We start from the raw sequence: 18,986 nt of genomic DNA on the forward strand, positions 1-18,986 counted from the left end.
GTTGGGGGTGGAGAGGTTGGGGGAGGGGGTGGTTTTGCCGAGCCTTGTGAGGCCCTGATGTATAGGTTGAGGAAATGCCCATTTTTGCGTCCGTGAATACTTCAGAAAAAAAATGTATAGCTCTACATTTGTAAATGACCTAGCTACTCACCTTTGGCTCTGATAGCTTTTTGCTACGCTCTACCATCAGGGAGGAAGTGCAATGGACGTTCAGGCAGAAATTCGTACATGGTTGCTAAAGCAGAGCGATTGGTTACAGGAAGCCGCTGACAGGCTTCTGAAAAAAGGAGAGTTGACTCCAGCGGACATTACAGACTTAGTGGCAATTCTTAAAACTCCAGCGGGACAAAAACCCACCGCGCACCGCGGCTTTGGTGAGTTGACCAACAATTCAAGCTTAGGAGATGAGCTGCGACTGGTGAGAATCGCCGAGGTAGTTGGGATCGAAAACCTTGAGCCACGCGTTCCACTTGAGTTTGGCAGCGCGAATCTCACCGTGATTTACGGCCATAACGGATCAGGCAAATCTAGCTATACCCGCATACTCAAAAAGGTGTCGGGCAAGCCAAGGGCCGTTGACTTGAAAACTAACGTATTCAAGTCGGCTCCGGCGCACAGCAAATGCAGTATCACCTCGCAGCTCAATGGCGTAGAGAGCTTGCATGAGTGGAGCGCAGATGGCGACGCCGTTGACGCACTGCGAGGTATCGATATCTTCGACAGTGATGAGGCCAGCCATTATCTAACAGCTGAAAGCGCTGCAACCTACATCCCCCCCGTCATAGGTCTCTTTGAAAAACTTGCTTCTTCGGTCGAATTGATTCGGCAAACTTTAGAGTCTGAGCAGGACAAACTAGTCAGCGCATTACCCGAGCTGCCACCGATTTACGGCGCAACCCCTTCAAAAACGCTGTACAGCGAGCTCGGAAAGTTGTCCCAGGCCGAAATTGAAACGACCCTGCGTTGGGCCATTGAAGACGAGCGACGGCTTTTAGAACTAGTCGAGCGCCTCAAAACTGAGGATCCCTCCGCGTTAGCACAGCAGAAACGGCGTACCAAGACCGAACTTCAGAAGATCATCAGTGCACTACAGCAGGCGTCGACGGCTTTCGGGGTCGATAACATCCACGCGCTGCGCGTCCTTAGACAGGATGCCGTGTCCAAAAGACAAATTGCTGTCGAGGGCGCCAAAGTAAAGTCGGCAGCGCTTGAAGGGGTAGGAACTGCTACATGGCGTGCAATGTGGGAAGCTGCCAGGCTCTATTCTGCAACTCCATATCCGGAAACTGCATTTCCGGTAACTGCGGGCGCACGGTGCGTGCTATGTCACCAAGAATTGTCTGAAGACGCGCAGAAGCGTTTGAAGGATTTTGAGTTCTTCGTGCACAGCAAGCTTGAATTGGATGCGAAGACCGCAGAAGCAAAATATCAAGCGGACCTCGATCAACTTCCAAGTATTATCGCCGAACAGGATATGCAGACGCAGTGCCAAGCTGCCGGGATAACAGATGAGGCTTGGTTGAATTACCTCAAAGGATTCTGGCAGCAAGCGCTTTCAGTCAAAAATGCCCTTTTTGCTCACGAGGTCGACCAGTCTGCAACCCCAGTTCACGCAGTTAGTGAATCCATCATAAAGCTGACGGTTTATCGAGATGAACTAGAGGCAACCGCCGCCCAGTACGAGCAAGATGCTCTGAATTTCGATAGAGTCCAGGCGTCGAATCAAAAGCTTGCGCTGGAAGCAAAAAAATGGATTACGGAACAGGCGGGAGCAGTTGGTATCGAGGTCGATCGCTTACGTAAAGTGAAGGACTATGAGTCGTGGAAAGGGCTGGCGGGTACCCGGGCGATATCAATGAAGTCAGCAGAAGTGACCCAAGCAGTCGTCACGGAGGCGTACGTTGAACGGTTTAATCGTGAGCTTTTGTCGTTAGGAGCAACCCGCATTCAAGTTGAACTGGTAAAGACCAGGACTCGCAACGCCAAGGTATTGCACCAGCTCAAGCTCAAAGGCGCTCAAAACGGACGAGCTATGCCCGACAGTGTTTTGAGTGACGGGGAGCGTCGTATCATATCGCTTGCAGCGTTTCTGGCCGATGTCTGTGATAAACCGGGAGCAGCCCCTTTTCTATTTGATGACCCTATCTCCTCCCTCGACCATGATTTCGAATGGTTTGTCGCATGCCGCCTCGTTGAGCTTGCCAAAAACAGACAGGTGATCGTTCTCACTCACAGATTGTCCCTTTACGGAATCCTAGAAGATTTGGCCCGAAAAGAAGGTGAAAAGTGGAAAACAGAACACCACCAGCCTATGTGCATCGAGGCTTATGCTGGGGTTGCTGGTCACCCGGCAGACCAAGACGTTTGGAACGCGAATACCAAAAAAGCCAATAATCTGTTGATCACTAAGCTAGATGCCGCGCGGAAAGCCGGTGAGGCGGGCGGTGCTGCAGCCTACCGAATGCTGGCACAAGGAATTTGCAGTGAGTTTCGCAAGCTGATTGAACGTTCAGTTGAAGAGGACTTGCTTAACAAGATCGTACTACGGCATCGGCGCAGCATTACCACTGATAACCGTTTGCACGCTATTCAAGGGATTGAGCCAGAGGATTGCAAGCTGATTGATACATTGATGACTAAGTACAGCTGCTATGAGCACAGTCAATCTAGTGAAATCCCTATATTTATCCCGGAGGAGCTAGAGCTGCGTCAGGACTTGGAAGCACTCAAGGGCTGGCGTGAAGGCTTGACCAAGCGGCGCGCTGTGGCGGCTTAGTCGTGTTCGACTCGGAAAACACGCAAACGCACTAAAGAAACAATTTTTATAGGAGAAAACGGCGCGTAGGTTAATGGCGTTTTTACTTTGAAACGCCCATTTTCATATACATCAAGGGTTTGCTGTCGGGCAATTGCAGTCGTTCGTGTGTTGTGATTATAAAATGAACGTAGCGCACACCTGCTGCTGCCCGACTTGGTCATGCAAATAGCAAAAAAGCAGCCTAGATCCAATTGGCGCCAAGATTTATATGTGATGTGTCTCTATCGCCTTCTATCCGTAGGGAACATCCTTTTGACGAAAGTCGCTCGGTTAAAACAGCTTATTTTTTAGTTTGCGGTATAAAAGATAATTCAATTTTTTTGGATATAAAAGAAATATGCCTAATCGAACAAATGAACACAGAGTTGAGACTGAGTCAACCAATGTGGTGCGTGAACTAATCGTCAATGAGGCTATTTTTCGCGAACTATCAGAAAAAGATTATGGTATTGATGGTGTGGTAGAATTTTTCAATTCTGATGGTAGTTTGTCCGGTGATGAAATCTTGGTGCAAATAAAAGGTAGTCGTAATGTTTCTGCAAAAAAAGGGGCCGTTAGAACTCATTCGATTAAAACTAAAACTGTGAAATACTGGGTCCAAAAAAAGCAAGCTGTTTTTATTCTATTTGTTGATGTTTCGAAAAGAATCATATACTTCGAGGATGTTAAGCGCTTAGCGAGGGTGCATAGTAAAAAAATTGACACTCAAAAAACCATCAGCTTTTCTATTAGGGAAAGTCAATCTATAAGCTCAAAGGTTTTAACTGATTTTCGCAGAGAGATTTTCATTTCGGATAAATTTGATCAGTCAAAAATCGAGTTAGGGAAGGTGATATTTAATTTTAAAGAGATCTATAAGAAGCTTATTGTTAATGCTGGACGTGATTGCTTCATGGTCATAGATCAGGATGATCCCCGCATAGATATGTTAAATGACATGTCAAAAACATTTCAGTTGTGTTGGTACTTTTATGGGATTCATGCGCAAGTAGATGATTTTGATCATTTTTTGAGGTTGTCGTACGATGTTTGGGGTCAAGAGCGTGTAGAGATGCACATTACTGAAACTGCAGACTATTTGAAGGAGCAGTTTCGTCTTTTGATGATTGCAGTTTTTGCTACCAAAGATGTTTTCCTGGATTTTTGGGAGGTTAATGATAAAAAAGTATTTAATAGATTAAATAGTGATGGTGATCTTGAATTGCTAAAGAAAATATTTAGGGGAGATGTTGGTATTAATAATGTCGGTCTGTTAGATGAGTATTTTATGTAAGCCTTTGGGATAAGAGGGCAAGTTTATTTAGAGAGCAGTGACGGAATGAGGCCTCGATAAACGCCAGTGTTTAAAAGACATCTCCAGTCACTCTCTCAGGCTACACATCCTTGCGCCTTTGCCTACAGATGCGCCAGAATCCGCCGGCTTGTGCGCTTTGTACCTGGTCTTTATCGTCTACGTGTCGCTGGCAACCCAGCGACCGGGTTTAGCGACCCGACCAGGTATAAGTGCAACGACGCTCCAGTTTGTCGCAGACGTTTGCGACGACGATATGGTGGCTGTGCGTGGGAGACCTTCGGGTCTGCCGGGTCTTATACCTCTCGGTTCGCTAACCCGCGTACAGCTGCCACCCTTACTTGTTTAGCGACGGGTTTTGGTGGTTCCACCAGGTATAAAAATGGAGCTTCACCATGATCAAACCAACACCCAACCCGCCCGAAACCGCCTCGGTTTCCCCCTACGAATCCATCGACTCAAAAAAACTCCACGAAGCCGCCGACCGCGCGCTCGACCATTACCTCTGTCCGCCCGGTTCGACACCGCCGCCACGTAAAACCCGCGGGATGTATGCCGTGACGGCGGACAACAAAACCGAAGAGCTGCTGGTGGATGCCAGTGAAACACTCGCTTCGGCCAAAACCCTCGCGCAGAACATCGCCAGCTTGTTGCCGGTGTCGCAGCGTCATGCGCTGGCGGGGATTGCGCAGTTGATCATGCTCGGGGAGTTGGCGGTGAATCGGGCGTTGGATAATTTGCAGTTGCCGGGGTGATGCGGAGTAGGACTGGCAGCGATGGTGATGACACATGTGCTGTTTCAGCTGCCTGATATTCCGCTATCGCCAGCAAGCTGGCTCCCACAGGGTTTTGGGTTGGTCCCGGATATCGTGTTCGGCGCTTAAACCTGTGGGAGCGGTCGGCTACTGGCCTGTGCCGTTTTGATACTTTTGAAGCGCCTCAGGACATTCACTAGATCATCGGGTCACCTTCATCTTATTGAACTCTCACCCGTAACCAAACGCTCACCGAGGAGGATGCCCGCCGGTCCGCGTTTTTAGTTTGACGCCTGTAAGCCATCGGCAAACACTGCGCTGATAACCGTGCAATAAAATGCGACAAATACTAGGATCGAATCCTTCATTTGGCAGTATCTCCTGAAGAATAAATCAGTCCAATTTTGAACACGGTTATGCCTATAAAACCTTGTGCACATATAGGCCGCAATATCGTTTTTTTATTAGCGCTCTGATGTCGTTAAGCGACGTGATAGCGCGAATATCGTCCATCGTAATTACGATTACTCTGACTCCGTCTTGGAGAGCGCTTCTTAGAATACCAACAGCGCCAGGATCCGTTCCGTCACCCCTCACGAATCCACCAGTAACTCCGTTCGCTGCTACGAAAATCCCTGTGGTTAGAGCTCGCCTTCTAACTTTGTTTACAAAATTATCCAATATTGGGGCGCCTACAGTAGCGCTCCAGTTCTTACACTCCACCAATATTATCGAGTCCCAGGGTCTTAATATTTCTTCAGTTTGAGCATTCCAAAGGACAATGTCGATTTCTTCAGATGGCATTCGTATGTCGTGCTCAGTAACATCGACGCCATCCAAGTGTTCGAACATATATATCGATAAAAGCTCAAAAGACAAGCCCTTTTGTTGATTTGTAGTGGCGTTGTCGACGTCGGCAATGAGAGTTCTAAAGTTGTTAATGTCAAACATTATTAGAACTCCTGTCCATATAGTAGCTCCCTTACTTTGGACTTGATTAGGCGCAGCAAGTCATTTGAGTTTCTCACGTTTATAAGATCATCTCGATCTAGCGCGATTGCATTTACACCCTCTTCAGCTCTCAGTCTACCGAGTAAGTCTTTGGTTCTTCTGTCATTTAGTCCGGTAGTGGCTAATATAAGACCTTTTATTCCTGATTTTTTACTCATGTGGAGAAAATGATGAAGCATTGAAGTATTCATTGAACCAATAGCTTTTATTTCTACTGCTATTGGGTTTCCCAATACTGCGAGTTCAGAGTCCTCTTGCGAATTCCAGATAACTAAATCGTAGCCTCTATCCCTTGAGCTTTTGGGTTCAGACTCAATAACTTCCCAACCTTCGATTCCAGCAGCGGTTTCTGCGAACCAGTTTTCAAAAAGCTTAACTCTCCTAGGACCCTCTGCAGCAAATAGGTCGCGGAAGTTTACTGATGGTCTAAAATTTTGGGGGCTTGAATATTGTTTGTTTTCGCTTCTGGGACCTAAGTAGCCTGATTTTCTTCGTGTTGAATCCTCAATCGCCTCTTTCAGTTGGAAAATAAATTTTTTATCAGAAATATTTTTCTGCGATGTGCTTAAAATCCGTTGCCCTCTAATTTCTGGAGGTAATGAGTACTCGTCGTCGGTAATGATTATTACTGGTTTTCCCGCTCCGTGTGCAAGCCCTATTTGATAATAGAGACTCTCCGACTTGCTGTTGGCAAACGCAACAAGTACGTCGCACAAATTAATAAGTCCCCATATGGCGCTTGAAACAGTTTCTTGAAATTTAAAGTCGTCAATAGTCTCAAATTCATATTCTCCAATTACGGATATGTACTTTAGTGCACTTTTTAACTGGTCTGCTTCATAGGTAAAGCCGTTTAACAAACCGATTCTTTTCATTTGGGCCTCATATTGATATCTTGTCAAAAAAGTTCATAATTACTAAGTTTTAAGTGGGCGGAAGAGATGTGAGGCTTCTATGTTAACCAATACTACTTGCGCGGCACTAATAGGAAGAATTTCATAGTCGATAGCGTCGTAATGTAGTGGTTACGATTGAGTGTGTTGCTAATGGTCTTAACCAAGTCCTATTAACCATGCCCCAAATTCCTCCGTGTCGGTCAGGGGTGCGAGCTTAACCGCCTCAGTCTTGAACAATTCGACAATATATACAGCAGTGAGCGGAGCTGGTCGAGTAGACGAAAGACGCGGGCGGGATCGCGTATTACTGATCATGCTTTACACAGAATGTAGCCTCTCAACAGTGCCTGCTTTAGCCAAAAGCAGATGCCTTTAATAGGTGTGCCAAAGCAGCTAAACGCAAGCAAATCAGGCGGCAACGTCTTGGGCGGCCATTCAGCCTTCTTCCTCACTTGTTTTTCAAGGAAAGGGTGACTTATCTATGTAGGGAAAAATGTCGGAAAGAGGTTTCTCATAAACACCAATGTTTAAAAATACATCTCCAGACACTCTCCCAGGCTACACATCCTTGCGCCGTTGCCTACAGCTACGCCAGAATCCGCCGGCTTGTGCGCCTTAGGGGCGGGTTCTATTGTGGTTCGGTCGCTGACGAATCAGCGATCGGGTTTCGCAGCCCGGATCAATCAAGGCGCACAGCGCTCCCAATCGTTGCCATTTCTGGCAATGGTGCTTCATGGCGGCTGTGCGCGGGATACCTTCGGGTATGCCGGGTTCCTTGATTCCCGGTCTGCGAACCTGCGTACAGCTGCCACCTCCCTTCGTTTCGCAGCGAACCGTGGCGGCTCCATTAATTAAGGAGCTTCACCATGATCAAACCAACACCCAACCCTCCCGAAGCCGCCTCGGTTTCCCCCTACGAATCCATCGACTCAAAAAAACTCCACGAAGCCGCCGACCGCGCGCTCGACCATTACCTCTGTCCGCCCGGGTCTACGCCGCCGACGCGTAAAGCCCGGGGGATGTATGCCGTGACGGCGGATAACAAAACCGAAGAACTGCTGGTCGATGCCAGTGAAACACTCGCTTCGGCCAAAACCATTGCGCAGAACGTTGCCAGTCTGGTGCCGGTGTCGCAGCGGCACGCGCTGGCGGGGATTGCGCAGTTGATTATGCTCGGGGAGTTGGCGGTGAATCGGGCTTTGGATAATTTGCAGTTGCCGGGGTGATGTAGGTGTCGGGGACACTTGGTGATTGATCGGGTGTTCATTCTGGCGCCTTCGCGAGCAGGCTTGCTCCCACAGGGTTTTAGGTTGATTGCGGATATCTTGTGGGGGCATGCGTTGTTTTGTTGCCTGAGATGTTTGTGTAGGAGCTGCCGGAGGCTGCGATCTTTTGATTTAAAAAAACAAGATCAAAAGATCGCTGCCTTCGGCAGCTCCTACAGGGGGCGATTCAGTAGGGTTTCCAGGCGGGCCAGGGGCGGGGCGTCCTGGTTGCGGTTGAAGACCTGTATGCCGACCTTGAGCAGTCGGCCGTTTTCGGCTGTGGCGATGGCTTGTTCGCAGCGCAATAGCAGGCGTCCCTGATCACAATCAACGGCTTTCACACCGGTCGGCAATCGGCCTTCCAGTTGCAGCTCCGCCATGCGTGTTTGCGCTGCGATCATGGCAATCGAGCGATCCCGCAGAACTCCACTGCTTTGAGTCATTAGCCCAGCCACGCGCACAGCCGCCGACATCGCCACGGCGATGATCGCCAGCGCCACCAGGACTTCAATCAGGGTGAAACCCGTTTCTCGGGAACACGCGCGCATAAAAGGCCCAAAACCAAAACACAGCCCTCGACCCTAACCCCCGTCCTTGACGGCTTGACGACCAAAACTCCCGAGGATTTTCAACATCCCTGACATATCTTCTTGCAACACTGCGCGTCGAATCGAATCAAGCCAAGGGAATGTCGAGATGGATATCGCGCAGTTCAAACAGCCCGGACGACCGAGCCGGATGCCCCGTGGGCAGCAGGGTTTTACCCTGATCGAGATCATGGTGGTGGTGGTGATTCTCGGGATTCTGGCGGCGATGGTGGTGCCCAAGGTGCTCGACCGGCCGGATCAGGCGCGGGCCACGGCGGCGAAGCAGGATATTGGCGGTTTGATGCAGGCGCTGAAGTTGTATCGCCTCGATCACGGCACTTATCCGAGCATGACTCAGGGTTTGAAAGTGCTGGTGGAGCGGCCGGCGGATGCGAAGAACAGCAACTGGCGTTCGTACCTGGAGCGTTTGCCGAATGACCCGTGGGGGCGGCCTTATCAGTACCTCAACCCCGGCGCCAACGGCGAGATCGATATCTTTTCCCTTGGTGCCGACGGTCAGCCTGACGGCGACGGCGTGAATGCCGATATCGGTTCCTGGCAGCTGTAAGGCCGGTGATGAATAGCCAATCGAACCAGCAGGGGATGGCGATCATCAGTGCGCTGTTGATTGCGGCGGTGGTCGCGGTGATTGCGGCGGGGATGTTGACCCGGCAGAGCGTTTCGACCCGCGCGCTGGAGGCGGATCAGCAGCGCGTTCAAGGGCGCTGGGTGTTGCACGGTGGTCTGGAGATCAGCCGACAATTGCTCTGGGATGCGCGGCAGCGTGATCCGCTGACCCGGCTCGATCAGCCGTGGGCGCAGCGCTTGCATGCGCAGGGTTTCGAGGGGCGGCTTGAGGACGAGCAAGGCAAATTCAACCTGCGCAATCTGGTGGCCAACGAGCGTGTCGATGAGGCGCAGGTGCAGGCGTTTCAGCGGCTGTGCGAGTTGATCGGCATCAGCGCCGGGTTGAGTCAGCGCATCAGCCAGCGGGTGATCGGTTCTTATCCGTACCTGTTGAATCCGCAGATTGCCGAAAACACCGCGAGCAAAAACGCCTTTGACAGTGGCCGTGCCACGTCGCCGAATGCGTCGCGCAAACCACAGAATCCGAAGTTGCCGATGCTGCGCAGTGTCGATGATCTGCGCAGCGTCGAGGGCGTGAATGACGCGGTCATCGGCAAACTGACGCCGTACCTGACGGTGATCCCGGCGACCACCTGGCTCAATGGCAATACCGCCACCGCGCCGGTGTTGGCCGCGTATGTGCCGGGGTTGTCGCTGGAGCGCGCGCAGGCGCTGATCAATGAGCGCGATGCCGGGCGCTGGTTCATCAACCGTGGCGATTTCGTCAACCGCTTGCGCATGCCCAATCTGGAGCTGACCAGCGTCAAGGTCGGCATCACCAGTGACTGGTTTCGCCTGCGCGGCGAGGCGCGGCGGGATCAGCGGCGGGTCAGTCTCGATGCGTTGCTGCACCGCAGCGAAGATCGTCTGCCGCAAGTGATCTGGTCGCGGGTGGGTGTATGAGTCAGTTGCGCGTGGGACTGCCGCCACTGGCGCAGTTGAGTCTCGACAGTGAAATGGACTGCGCGTGGCTGGACCGTCAGGGGCAGGTCATTCGTGAGCAGCGCCTGACTTTTGGCCAACTGGGGCAGTCAGCGAAGCAGCCACCGCTGAGCGTTTTTCTGCACCCGGCGGACAGCTTGCTGGCGAGTATCGATCTGCCGCCATTGCCGGCGAACAAGACCGCAGCGGCGGTGCAATGCGCGGCGCAGGCCCTGATGCTCGGCGACTGCAATGACATGCACATCGCTCACTGTTCGCGGGATGAAGCGGGGCAGGTGCAGATCGCCTGGGCGCCGCGTCAGCGTTTGCAGCATCTGGGGCAACTGCTGAAGCAGGCCGGTCTGAACCTGCGCGGTCTGTACCCGGCGGCGTACAGCTTGCCGGTGCTGCCGGGCACGGTGGCTTGTCGGCAGGACGGCCATTTGTTGCTGCGCGAAAGCGTGCAGGTGGCGCGGGTGCAGCCGCTGTTCGACGAGGAGATTGGCGATTGGCTGCTGACCTGCGGCACGCCGCTGCACTGGATCGGTTCGATGCCACCGCCGGAAGCGCAATTGCCGATGGCCGAGGCGCAGCGCTGGACCGGGCCGTTGCCCGGTTGGGGCCTGCAGGGTGCGGTGCAACAGCAGCGCAGCGAGCATCGCGGTTGGGGCCGGGCGCTGGGACTTTGCGCATTGGCGGTGGCGGTGTGGGTCATCGGCTTGAACCTGTATGCCGCTCGCGAGGCGAGTCAGGGTCAGCAGCTCAAGGCGCAGATGGCGCTGCGGGTGAAGCAGGCCTTTCCCGAGTTGCCGGTGATCCTCAATCCGCTGCAGCAGGCGCGTCAGCAATTGGCGGCGCGGCAGAAGGGCGCGGCGGAGGATCCGGCGCAGCCGTTCAATCGGCTGGTGTTGCAGGCCGGCAGTGGCATGCCGTTCATGGCCGGCACGGTCGAGCGCCTGACGTTTGTCGACGGCACCTTGCAGTTGAGTCTGCTGGCCGACGCCCGGCGCAGCGCCAATGATAAGGACAAGGACTGGCAAGCCGCATTGGCCCAGGTCGGGATCAGTGCGACGGCTGACGATGAAGGTTGGCTGCTGCGACCGAGCGACGAAGTCACGACCCCCGACGAAAGCGCTGACGACAGCGGAGCAGAAGATGAATAAGGCATCGCTCGCGGTTTATCGCGCCCGTTGGCAGAGTTTCAGCGCGCAACTTCAGGCGCGCTGGCAAGCGCTGGCCCTGCGCGAAAAACGCATGGTCGGCGGCATGGCGGTGGTGCTGCTGTCGCTGTTGGTGTGGTTCGCATTGATTCAGCCGCCGCTGAAAAAAATCACTTACTGGCAAAGCGAAACGCCGAAGTTGCGTGCGCAGACCGAAGCCCTCGAAGTGCTGTTGCGTGAGGTCAGCGTGCGTCCGCAGGGGCAAAGCATCGAGCAGTCGCTTGAGCAAACGCTGCAGGCCAGCGGCCTGGCCGGGCACTTCCAATTGCAAGCCGGAGAGGCAGGCGCGTGGCAGCTGACGTTCGACGCGGCGCCAGCCGACGCAGTGCTCGATTGGCTGCTGAGCACTCCGGCACAACTTTCTCTGCAAGTGGTCGAGGCCCGTCTGCAACGCGCCGACAACGCTTCGACCGAAGTCACTGCCGGCACATTGTCAGGCACCGTTCGCATGGATCAGGCGCTGGGCGCTAAGGAAGCTTCATGAAGGGGTCAGGATCCAAACCGGCACGTCTGGCGTTGCCGATGCTGCTGATGGCGTTGAGCGCGTGCAGCAACACCACCACGCCGCCGAACCAGCCGCCATTGCTGGTGGACAGCGAACTCGGCCGCCCATTGGCCAACACCCAGCGCAGCGGCGATGCGCTGCTCGATCGTCAGCGCGCCCAGGTACAAACCGCGCCTCAACCTCGGCAGATGCACAACATCACCGAACGCGCGCGCAGTGGCGGCGCCCCACGTGGCAGCACACTGCCGAGCAATCCGCTGGGCGATCAGCCGGTGACGCTGAATTTTGTCGATGCCGATATTCAAGCGGTGGTGCGCGCGTTGTCGCGTTCCACCGGCCAGCAGTTTCTGGTCGACCCTCGGGTCAAGGGCAGCCTGACGCTGGTCTCGGAAGGTCAGGTGCCGGCACGCCAGGCTTATGACATGTTGCTGGCGGCGTTGCGCATGCAGGGCTTCAGCGTGGTCGATGTCGGCGGCGTCGCCCAGGTGGTGCCGGAAGCCGATGCGAAACTGCTCGGCGGGCCGATCTACAGCCCGGACAAACCGGCCGGCAACGGCATGCTCACCCGCACCTTTCGCCTGCAATACGAAAACGCGGTGAACCTGATTCCGGTGTTGCGCCCGATCGTCTCGCCGAACAACCCGATCAATGCCTACCCCGGCAACAACACCATCGTCGTCACCGATTACGCCGAGAACCTGACCCGCGTCGCCCAGTTGATCCAGACCATCGACACCCCGAGCGCGATCGACACTGACGTGGTGCAGATCCAGAACGGCATCGCCGCCGACATCGCGCCGATGGTCGCGGATCTGCTCGACGCGCCGGGCAACGATCCGACGCAGAAAATCGCGGTGATCGGCGATCCGCGTTCCAACACCATCATCATCCGCGCCGGCAGCCCTGAGCGCACCGAGCTGGCGCGCAACCTGATCTACAAACTCGACAACGCGCAGAGCAATCCGAGCAATCTGCACGTGGTTTATTTGCGTAACGCGCAAGCGGCGAAACTGGCGCAGGCCTTGCGCGGTTTGCTCACCGGCGAGAGCGACAGCGGCACCAGCGACAGTGCGCGCTCGGTGCTCAGTGCCATGGGCAGCAACGGCAACAACAATGGCGGATCGAGTGCGCAGAGTGGCACGCAAACCAGTGGCAACACCTCGACCACGTCGAGCACTGGCAGCACCGGCGGTAGTTACGCGCAGGGCAGCAGTTCGACCGGCAGCGGCGGCAGTCAGGCCAGTGAGCAGAACGTCGCGTTCAGCGCCGGCGGGGTGACGATTCAGGCTGATGCGACCACCAACACCTTGCTGATTTCCGCGCCGGAACCGTTATATCGCAACCTGCGCGAGGTCATCGATTTGCTCGACCAGCGCCGTGCGCAAGTGGTGATCGAAAGCCTGATAGTCGAGGTTGGCGAGGACGATGCCAGCGAGTTTGGCGTGCAGTGGCAGACCGGCAATCTCGGCGGCAAAGGCGTGATCGGCGGGGCTAACCTCGGTGGGTCAGGGATCAATCTCAACGGCAAGACCAGTCTCGACGTGCTGCCGCAAGGCTTGAACGTCGGCTACGTCAACGGCACGGTCGACATCCCCGGCATCGGCAAGATCCTCGACCTCAAAGTGCTGGCCCGAGCGTTGAAGAGCAAGGGCGGCACCAACGTGCTGTCGACGCCAAACCTGCTGACCCTGGACAACGAAGCGGCGAGCATTTTTGTCGGCCAGACCATTCCGTTTGTCAGTGGCAGCTACGTTACTGGCGGTGGCGGGACGAGCAACAACCCGTTCCAGACCGTGACCCGTGAAGAGGTGGGTTTGAAGTTGAATGTGCGGCCACAGATTTCCGAGGGCGGGACGGTCAAGCTCGATATCTATCAGGAGGTCAGCAGCATCGACGAACGCGCTTCGGCCAGCGCGGCGTCGGCGGGCATCGTCACCAACAAACGGGCGATCGACACCAGCATCCTGCTCGACGACGGCCAGATCATGGTCCTCGGCGGCTTGCTGCAGGACGGCTACAGCCAGAGCAACGAAGCGGTGCCATGGCTGGGGACGCTGCCGGGTATCGGCGCGCTGTTTCGCAACGAACGCCGGGCGATCACCAAGACCAACCTGATGGTGTTCCTGCGCCCGTACATCATCCGCGACAGCGAAGCGGGGCGCAGCATCACCCTCAACCGCTACGACTTCATGCGCCGCGCCCAGGGCGGGCTGCAACCGGAACGCAGCTGGGCAATGCCGGACATGCAGGCGCCGCAGTTGCCGACGGCGGCGCAGGGGGTGCCGGCGGTGGTGCCGGGGACGGGGCCGAGAGCGACGATCAAGGCTGTGCCGATTGATGGGAGCACACGCTTTTGAACAGAGTCCTCAATCTGAGAAGTAACCCTGTAGTGAGGGGATTTATCCCCGATGGGCTGCGCAGCAGCCCTAAAGCCTATGCACGCGGTCAGTCAGATGGATTCGGATGTCAGGTTTCGGGGCTGCTGCGCAGCCCATCGGGGATAAATCCCCTCACCACAAGAAATACGCTCTCCATAAGAAATCCCCTCACCACAGGAATACCTCCAGGCAGAGAGATTGGGGAGGTTTTGAGATGAGTTCGCTGCCCTACGCCTGGGCCAAGGCCATGAGCTCGGCCCGCAAGCTGAAAAACATTCCTGTGGCGAGGGAGCTTGCTCCCGCTGGGCTGCGCAGCAGACCCAAAACCTGCTACCCCATTCTTCCAGATACACCCTGCGTGCCGGATTTACGGGGGCTTCGCCCCCGAGCGGGAGCAAGCTCCCTCGCCACAGGGGAATTGGGGGGGCTCAAGAGATGAGTGCGTTGCCCTACGCCTGGGCCAAGGCCCAGCGCATTCTGTTGTGCGACGGCGTGCTGACCGTGTGCCCATCGACGCCGGGCTGGTCGATCAGCGAGGTGCGGCGGCAGTTCGGTGAGACGTCGCTCAAGCGCGTGCGCGATGACGAGCTCGACGGTCTGCTCGCCACGGCCTATGCCGATACCGGCAGCGCCGCCGCTGTGGTCGGTGCGGCAGAGAACGAAGTCGATCTTGATCGCCTGATGCAGGACATGCCGGAAATTACCGACCTGCTCGACACTCAGGACGGCGCGCCGGTGATCCGCATGATCAACGCCTTGCTCACCCAGGCCGCACGCGATGAGGCCAGCGACATTCACATCGAACCGTTCGAAACCCATTCGGTGGTGCGCTACCGGGTCGACGGCACCCTGCGCGACGTGGTTTCGCCGCGCAAGGCGTTGCACGGTGCGCTGGTGTCGCGTATCAAGATCATGGCCCAACTCGACATCGCCGAAAAACGCCTGCCGCAGGACGGTCGTATCGCGCTGCGCGTGGCCGGGCGACCGATCGATATTCGCGTGTCGACCGTGCCCACCGGGCATGGCGAGCGGGTGGTGATGCGTTTGCTCGACAAACAGGCCGGGCGTCTGCACCTGGAAACCCTCGGCATGGACGCGCAGGTGCTGGCCAGACTCGATCACCTGATCCGCCAGCCCCACGGTATCGTGCTGGTCACCGGCCCCACCGGCAGCGGCAAGACCACCAGCCTCTACGCCGCGCTGGCACGCCTCGATGCCAGCACCAGCAACATCCTCACCGTCGAAGACCCGGTGGAATACGACTTGCCGGGGATCAGCCAGATTCAGGTCAACGCCAAGATCGACATGACGTTTGCCTTGGCCTTGCGGGCGATCCTGCGGCAAGACCCGGACATCATCATGATTGGCGAAATCCGCGATCTGGAAACCGCTCAAATCGCCGTGCAGGCCTCGCTCACCGGGCACCTGGTGCTGGCGACGCTGCACACCAACGACGCGGTGTCGGCGGTCAACCGCTTGATCGACATGGGTGTCGAGCCGTTTCTGCTCGCTTCGTCGATGCTCGGCGTTCTGGCCCAGCGGCTGGTGCGGCGCCTTTGCAATCAGTGCAAACAGCAAGATCCGGCAGCGCCGGGCACCTGGCGCCCGGTGGGTTGCGTGGCGTGTAATCACACCGGTTACAGCGGCCGTACCGGCATCCACGAATTGTTCTGTATCGACGACGACATCCGCACCCTGATTCACCAAGGGGCAGGGGAGCAGGCTTTGCGTGCGGCAGCGTCCAAGGCCGGGATGTTCAGCCTGCGCGAGGACGGCGAGCGCTGGATTCGCAGCGGCGCCACCGCGCCTGAAGAAATCCTCCGTGTCACTCGAGACGCCTGATGAATCGCTATCGTTTTGAAGCCGCCGACGCTACCGGCAAGATCGAGTCCGGGCACCTGGAGGCGGACAGCCAGGGCGCGGCGTTCGGCGTGTTGCGCAGCCGTGGTTTGACCGCGTTGTCGGTGCACAAGGAAAGCAACGTCGCCCAGCATGGCGGCGGAGGTCTGTTCAGTGCGCGTATGTCGGACAACGATCTGGCCTGGGCCACCCGCCAACTGGCGAGCCTGCTCGGTGCCAGCCTGCCGTTGGAAGCGGCGCTCAGCGCGACGGTGGAGCAGGCCGAGAAAAAACACATCGCCCACACCCTCAGTGCGGTGCGCGCCGATGTGCGCAGCGGCATGCGTCTGGCGGAATCGCTGGCGGCGCGACCACGGGACTTTCCGGAGATCTACCGCGCGTTGATCGCTGCGGGGGAGGAGTCCGGCGATCTGGCGCAGGTGATGGAGAGACTGGCGGACTACATCGAGGAGCGCAATAACCTGCGCGGCAAGATCCTCACCGCTTTCATCTATCCGGGTGTGGTCGGGCTGGTGTCGATCGGCATTGTAATTTTCCTGCTCAGTTACGTGGTGCCGCAGGTGGTCAGTGCGTTTTCCCAGGCGCGTCAGGACTTGCCGGGGCTGACGTTGGCGATGCTCACCGCCAGTGATTTCATTCGGGCGTGGGGCTGGTTGTGTGCGGCGATCATGGCAGGGGCGTTCTGGAGCTGGTGCCTGTATCTGCGCAATCCGGCGGCGCGTTTGAGTTGGCATCATCGGGTGCTGAAGTTGCCGCTGATCGGGCGGTTCGTCTTGGGCCTGAACACCGCACGTTTCGCCTCGACCCTGGCGATTCTTGGCGGTGCCGGGGTGCCGTTGTTGCGCGCGTTGGAGGCGGCGCGGCAGACGTTATCCAATGATCGCTTGAGCCTGAGTGTCAGCGACGCCACCGCCAAGGTTCGCGAAGGGGTGAACCTCGCGGCGGCGCTGCGGGTGGAAAACGTGTTTCCGCCGGTGCTGATTCACCTGATCGCCAGTGGTGAGAAAACCGGCGCACTGCCACCGATGCTCGAACGGGCGGCGCAGACCCTGTCCCGCGATATCGAACGGCGGGCGATGGGCATGACCGCGTTGCTCGAACCGCTGATGATCGTGGTGATGGGCGGGGTAGTGCTGGTGATTGTGATGGCGGTGTTGTTGCCGATCATCGAGATCAACCAGTTGGTGCAGTAGCTGATTCCGAGGTCGCCTGGTCTGGCCTCTTCGCGAGCAAGCCCGCTCCCACAGGGGACAGAGTTGTTAATGCAATATATGTCACACCACAAGAACCTGTGGGAGCGGGCTTGCTCGCGAAGGCGCCCGTCAGAACAACAAATAATTCAGACTTTTTTCCAATACTTCAGCATCACCCGACCCTCAAAAGAACCATCCTCGGGTTCTCCTTTCTGTCATCTGCAACCAGCCTTCAACGGCTGTAGCCTGATTGCGCCAAACCGCTGATCCAGACCCCTCTCAATCTCCCGCAAACACCCGAGAAAACTCCCTGAAAAACCCCGCGCAGCTCCCGAGGTTTTTTCCTTTATCTGTCACCGCAAGATGCGAATTTCTCAGTGCGACTTAACCACGGACCCCGCTTGCGAAGGTCAGCGGTGAGTCTTCCCAGTGTCATGCAAGACCCCTGAAAACCTGTGTTCACAACCATCGTTGAAAAGGAGATTCTTCATGTTCAAGCGCACTCTGATCGCCGCTTCCCTGACCGTCGCCGCTCTGGCTTCCGCTCAAGCCATGGCCGTTACCGGTGGCGGCGCCACTCTGCCAGCCGCTCTGTACAAAGGTTCGGCCGACAGCATCCTGCCTGCCAACTTCAGCTACGCGGCCATCGGCAGCGGCGGTGGCAAGACCGCTTTCCTGACCAACAACCCGGCCGGCTTCAGCACCACCGGCACCGTGCACTTCGCCGGTAGCGACTCGATCCTCAGCGCTGCGGAACTCAGCACCTACAAGAACACTTACAACGCTTCGTACGGCCCGTTGATTCAACTGCCGTCGGTGGCCACTTCGGTTGCCATCCCATACAAAAAAGCCGGCCAGACCGCGCTGAACCTGACCAGCGCTCAGCTGTGCGAAGTGTTCTCGGGCCAGAAAACCACCTGGGGTGCTCTGCTGGGTACTTCCGACGCGACCACGATCCGCGTTGTTTATCGCAACGTTTCCAGCGGCACTTCGGAAATCCTGACTCGTCACCTGAACTCGGTCTGCCCGACTCAGTTTGCGACCAACTCCACCTTCACCAGCGCTCGTATCGGCGGCATCGCTCTGCCTTCGAACTGGGTCGGCGTCGCCAACACTTCCGAAGTTGCCACTGCCGTGAACGCGGTTGACGGTTCCATCGGTTATGTAGGTCCGGACGGCGTCGATGCCACCAGCAACGCTGTTGTTGCTCGCGTCAACGGTGTTCAGCCGACTGCGCTCAACGTGACGCTGGCGCTGTCGTCGGTCAATCCTCCGGCGAATGCTATCGATGCTGCCGATCCGTCCAAGTGGTCGCCAGTGGTTGCTAACCCGGCTTCGGGTTACAAACTGGCTGCCTACACCAACTTCATCTTCGGTCAGTGCTACAAGGATGCAGCCGTGGCCGCGGACGTCAAAGCTTTCCTGACTCAGCACTACAGCAACCCGGGCAACAACACTGCGACTCAGGCCCACAAGTTCGTCGCTGTGCCTAACGCCTGGAAAACCGCTGTGACCGCCAACTTCATCACCAACACTTCGGGCAACAACCTGGACATCAACAACGCCAGCGTCTGCAACGCTATCGGTCGTCCTTTGTAAGCTCGCGCGGTCGTAACACCGATGACGGCAACCTTCGGGTTGCCGTCATTTTTTTTGGCT

15 protein-coding genes are annotated in these 18,986 nt (G+C 56.3%); 12 read left to right on the forward strand and 3 right to left on the reverse strand.

The genetic code is table 11. The features are described 5' to 3' along the window. The first annotated feature begins 202 nt into the window (after window positions 1–202). The 3 genes from J1G18_RS26450 (at window position 203) to J1G18_RS26460 (ending at window position 4,864) form a co-directional block, all read left to right on the forward strand. Window positions 203–2,776, forward strand: coding sequence for an AAA family ATPase (locus tag J1G18_RS26450; protein ID WP_223009272.1), 2,574 nt, complete (start codon window positions 203–205; stop codon window positions 2,774–2,776). Between the two features lie 379 nt (window positions 2,777–3,155). Continuing rightward, complete coding sequence (locus J1G18_RS26455) at window positions 3,156–4,091, forward strand: DUF4365 domain-containing protein (protein ID WP_223009275.1); 936 nt, start codon at window positions 3,156–3,158, stop codon at window positions 4,089–4,091. A gap of 413 nt (window positions 4,092–4,504) precedes the next feature. Then, window positions 4,505–4,864 carry a DUF6124 family protein gene (locus J1G18_RS26460; RefSeq protein ID WP_095136351.1) on the forward strand — a complete coding sequence of 120 codons (360 nt, stop codon included), beginning with the start codon at window positions 4,505–4,507 and terminating at the stop codon, window positions 4,862–4,864. 420 nt (window positions 4,865–5,284) lie between these two features. Here J1G18_RS26460 and J1G18_RS26465 read toward each other — a convergent pair whose 3' ends face one another. Further along, window positions 5,285–5,815 carry a restriction endonuclease gene (locus tag J1G18_RS26465; RefSeq protein WP_223009278.1) on the reverse strand — a complete coding sequence of 177 codons (531 nt, stop codon included), beginning with the start codon at window positions 5,813–5,815 and terminating at the stop codon, window positions 5,285–5,287. 2 nt (window positions 5,816–5,817) lie between these two features. Beyond that, window positions 5,818–6,750, reverse strand: coding sequence for a hypothetical protein (locus J1G18_RS26470; protein ID WP_223009281.1), 933 nt, complete (start codon window positions 6,748–6,750; stop codon window positions 5,818–5,820). Window positions 6,751–7,637: 887 nt separating this feature from the next. On the opposite strand from J1G18_RS26470, the gene J1G18_RS26475 reads away from it, so the two are divergent. Further along, complete coding sequence (locus tag J1G18_RS26475) at window positions 7,638–7,997, forward strand: DUF6124 family protein (protein ID WP_223009284.1); 360 nt, start codon at window positions 7,638–7,640, stop codon at window positions 7,995–7,997. Window positions 7,998–8,209: 212 nt separating this feature from the next. Here the strand turns inward: J1G18_RS26475 and gspI are convergent, their stop codons facing one another. Further along, complete coding sequence (gene gspI, locus J1G18_RS26480; RefSeq protein ID WP_223009287.1) at window positions 8,210–8,584, reverse strand: type II secretion system minor pseudopilin GspI; 375 nt, start codon at window positions 8,582–8,584, stop codon at window positions 8,210–8,212. 148 nt (window positions 8,585–8,732) lie between these two features. On the opposite strand from gspI, the gene gspG reads away from it, so the two are divergent. The 8 genes from gspG (at window position 8,733) to J1G18_RS26520 (ending at window position 18,926) form a co-directional block, all read left to right on the forward strand. Then, window positions 8,733–9,191: a type II secretion system major pseudopilin GspG gene (gspG, locus tag J1G18_RS26485; RefSeq protein ID WP_041062388.1), complete on the forward strand. Its 459-nt coding sequence runs from the start codon at window positions 8,733–8,735 to the stop codon at window positions 9,189–9,191. Window positions 9,192–9,199: 8 nt separating this feature from the next. Beyond that, window positions 9,200–10,153: a type II secretion system minor pseudopilin GspK gene (gene gspK / locus J1G18_RS26490; RefSeq protein ID WP_223009288.1), complete on the forward strand. Its 954-nt coding sequence runs from the start codon at window positions 9,200–9,202 to the stop codon at window positions 10,151–10,153. Beyond that, window positions 10,150–11,334 carry a type II secretion system protein GspL gene (gene gspL / locus J1G18_RS26495; protein ID WP_223009291.1) on the forward strand — a complete coding sequence of 395 codons (1,185 nt, stop codon included), beginning with the start codon at window positions 10,150–10,152 and terminating at the stop codon, window positions 11,332–11,334. Before gspK ends, gspL begins: the two co-directional genes overlap by 4 nt. Further along, window positions 11,327–11,875: a type II secretion system protein GspM gene (gene gspM, locus J1G18_RS26500; RefSeq protein ID WP_223009293.1), complete on the forward strand. Its 549-nt coding sequence runs from the start codon at window positions 11,327–11,329 to the stop codon at window positions 11,873–11,875. Before gspL ends, gspM begins: the two co-directional genes overlap by 8 nt. Beyond that, window positions 11,872–14,253 (forward strand): type II secretion system secretin GspD, encoded by a 2,382-nt coding sequence (gene gspD / locus J1G18_RS26505; RefSeq protein ID WP_223009295.1) that lies wholly within the window; start codon window positions 11,872–11,874, stop codon window positions 14,251–14,253. Before gspM ends, gspD begins: the two co-directional genes overlap by 4 nt. 456 nt (window positions 14,254–14,709) lie before the next feature. Beyond that, a complete protein-coding gene (gspE, locus tag J1G18_RS26510; protein ID WP_223009297.1) occupies window positions 14,710–16,116 on the forward strand; it encodes a type II secretion system ATPase GspE in 1,407 nt (468 codons plus the stop codon). Continuing rightward, on the forward strand, window positions 16,116–17,327 hold the full coding sequence (gene gspF, locus J1G18_RS26515) for a type II secretion system inner membrane protein GspF (protein WP_223009299.1): 1,212 nt from the start codon (window positions 16,116–16,118) through the stop codon (window positions 17,325–17,327). The genes gspE and gspF overlap by 1 nt, the downstream gene beginning before the upstream one ends. Before the next feature lie 489 nt (window positions 17,328–17,816). Continuing rightward, window positions 17,817–18,926, forward strand: a complete 1,110-nt coding sequence (locus J1G18_RS26520; RefSeq protein WP_135295954.1) for a substrate-binding domain-containing protein — start codon at window positions 17,817–17,819, stop codon at window positions 18,924–18,926. The last annotated feature ends 60 nt before the right edge of the window (window positions 18,927–18,986 follow it).

It is taken from the genome of Pseudomonas sp. MIS38, from assembly GCF_019891575.1.
In the GTDB taxonomy this organism is placed as follows: domain Bacteria; phylum Pseudomonadota; class Gammaproteobacteria; order Pseudomonadales; family Pseudomonadaceae; genus Aquipseudomonas; species Aquipseudomonas putida_A.

Coding starts and splice junctions, on each gene's coding strand:
- J1G18_RS26475 (WP_223009284.1), top strand. CDS start 7,638: ATGATCAAACCAACACCCAACCCTCCCGAAGCCGCCTCGGTTTCCCCC.
- gspF (WP_223009299.1), top strand. CDS start 16,116: ATGAATCGCTATCGTTTTGAAGCCGCCGACGCTACCGGCAAGATCGAG.
- J1G18_RS26450 (WP_223009272.1), top strand. CDS start 203: ATGGACGTTCAGGCAGAAATTCGTACATGGTTGCTAAAGCAGAGCGAT.
- J1G18_RS26455 (WP_223009275.1), top strand. CDS start 3,156: ATGCCTAATCGAACAAATGAACACAGAGTTGAGACTGAGTCAACCAAT.
- J1G18_RS26470 (WP_223009281.1), bottom strand. CDS start 6,750: ATGAAAAGAATCGGTTTGTTAAACGGCTTTACCTATGAAGCAGACCAG.
- gspG (WP_041062388.1), top strand. CDS start 8,733: ATGGATATCGCGCAGTTCAAACAGCCCGGACGACCGAGCCGGATGCCC.
- gspD (WP_223009295.1), top strand. CDS start 11,872: ATGAAGGGGTCAGGATCCAAACCGGCACGTCTGGCGTTGCCGATGCTG.
- J1G18_RS26520 (WP_135295954.1), top strand. CDS start 17,817: ATGTTCAAGCGCACTCTGATCGCCGCTTCCCTGACCGTCGCCGCTCTG.
- gspK (WP_223009288.1), top strand. CDS start 9,200: ATGAATAGCCAATCGAACCAGCAGGGGATGGCGATCATCAGTGCGCTG.
- gspE (WP_223009297.1), top strand. CDS start 14,710: ATGAGTGCGTTGCCCTACGCCTGGGCCAAGGCCCAGCGCATTCTGTTG.
- gspL (WP_223009291.1), top strand. CDS start 10,150: ATGAGTCAGTTGCGCGTGGGACTGCCGCCACTGGCGCAGTTGAGTCTC.
- J1G18_RS26465 (WP_223009278.1), bottom strand. CDS start 5,815: ATGTTTGACATTAACAACTTTAGAACTCTCATTGCCGACGTCGACAAC.
- gspI (WP_223009287.1), bottom strand. CDS start 8,584: ATGCGCGCGTGTTCCCGAGAAACGGGTTTCACCCTGATTGAAGTCCTG.
- gspM (WP_223009293.1), top strand. CDS start 11,327: ATGAATAAGGCATCGCTCGCGGTTTATCGCGCCCGTTGGCAGAGTTTC.
- J1G18_RS26460 (WP_095136351.1), top strand. CDS start 4,505: ATGATCAAACCAACACCCAACCCGCCCGAAACCGCCTCGGTTTCCCCC.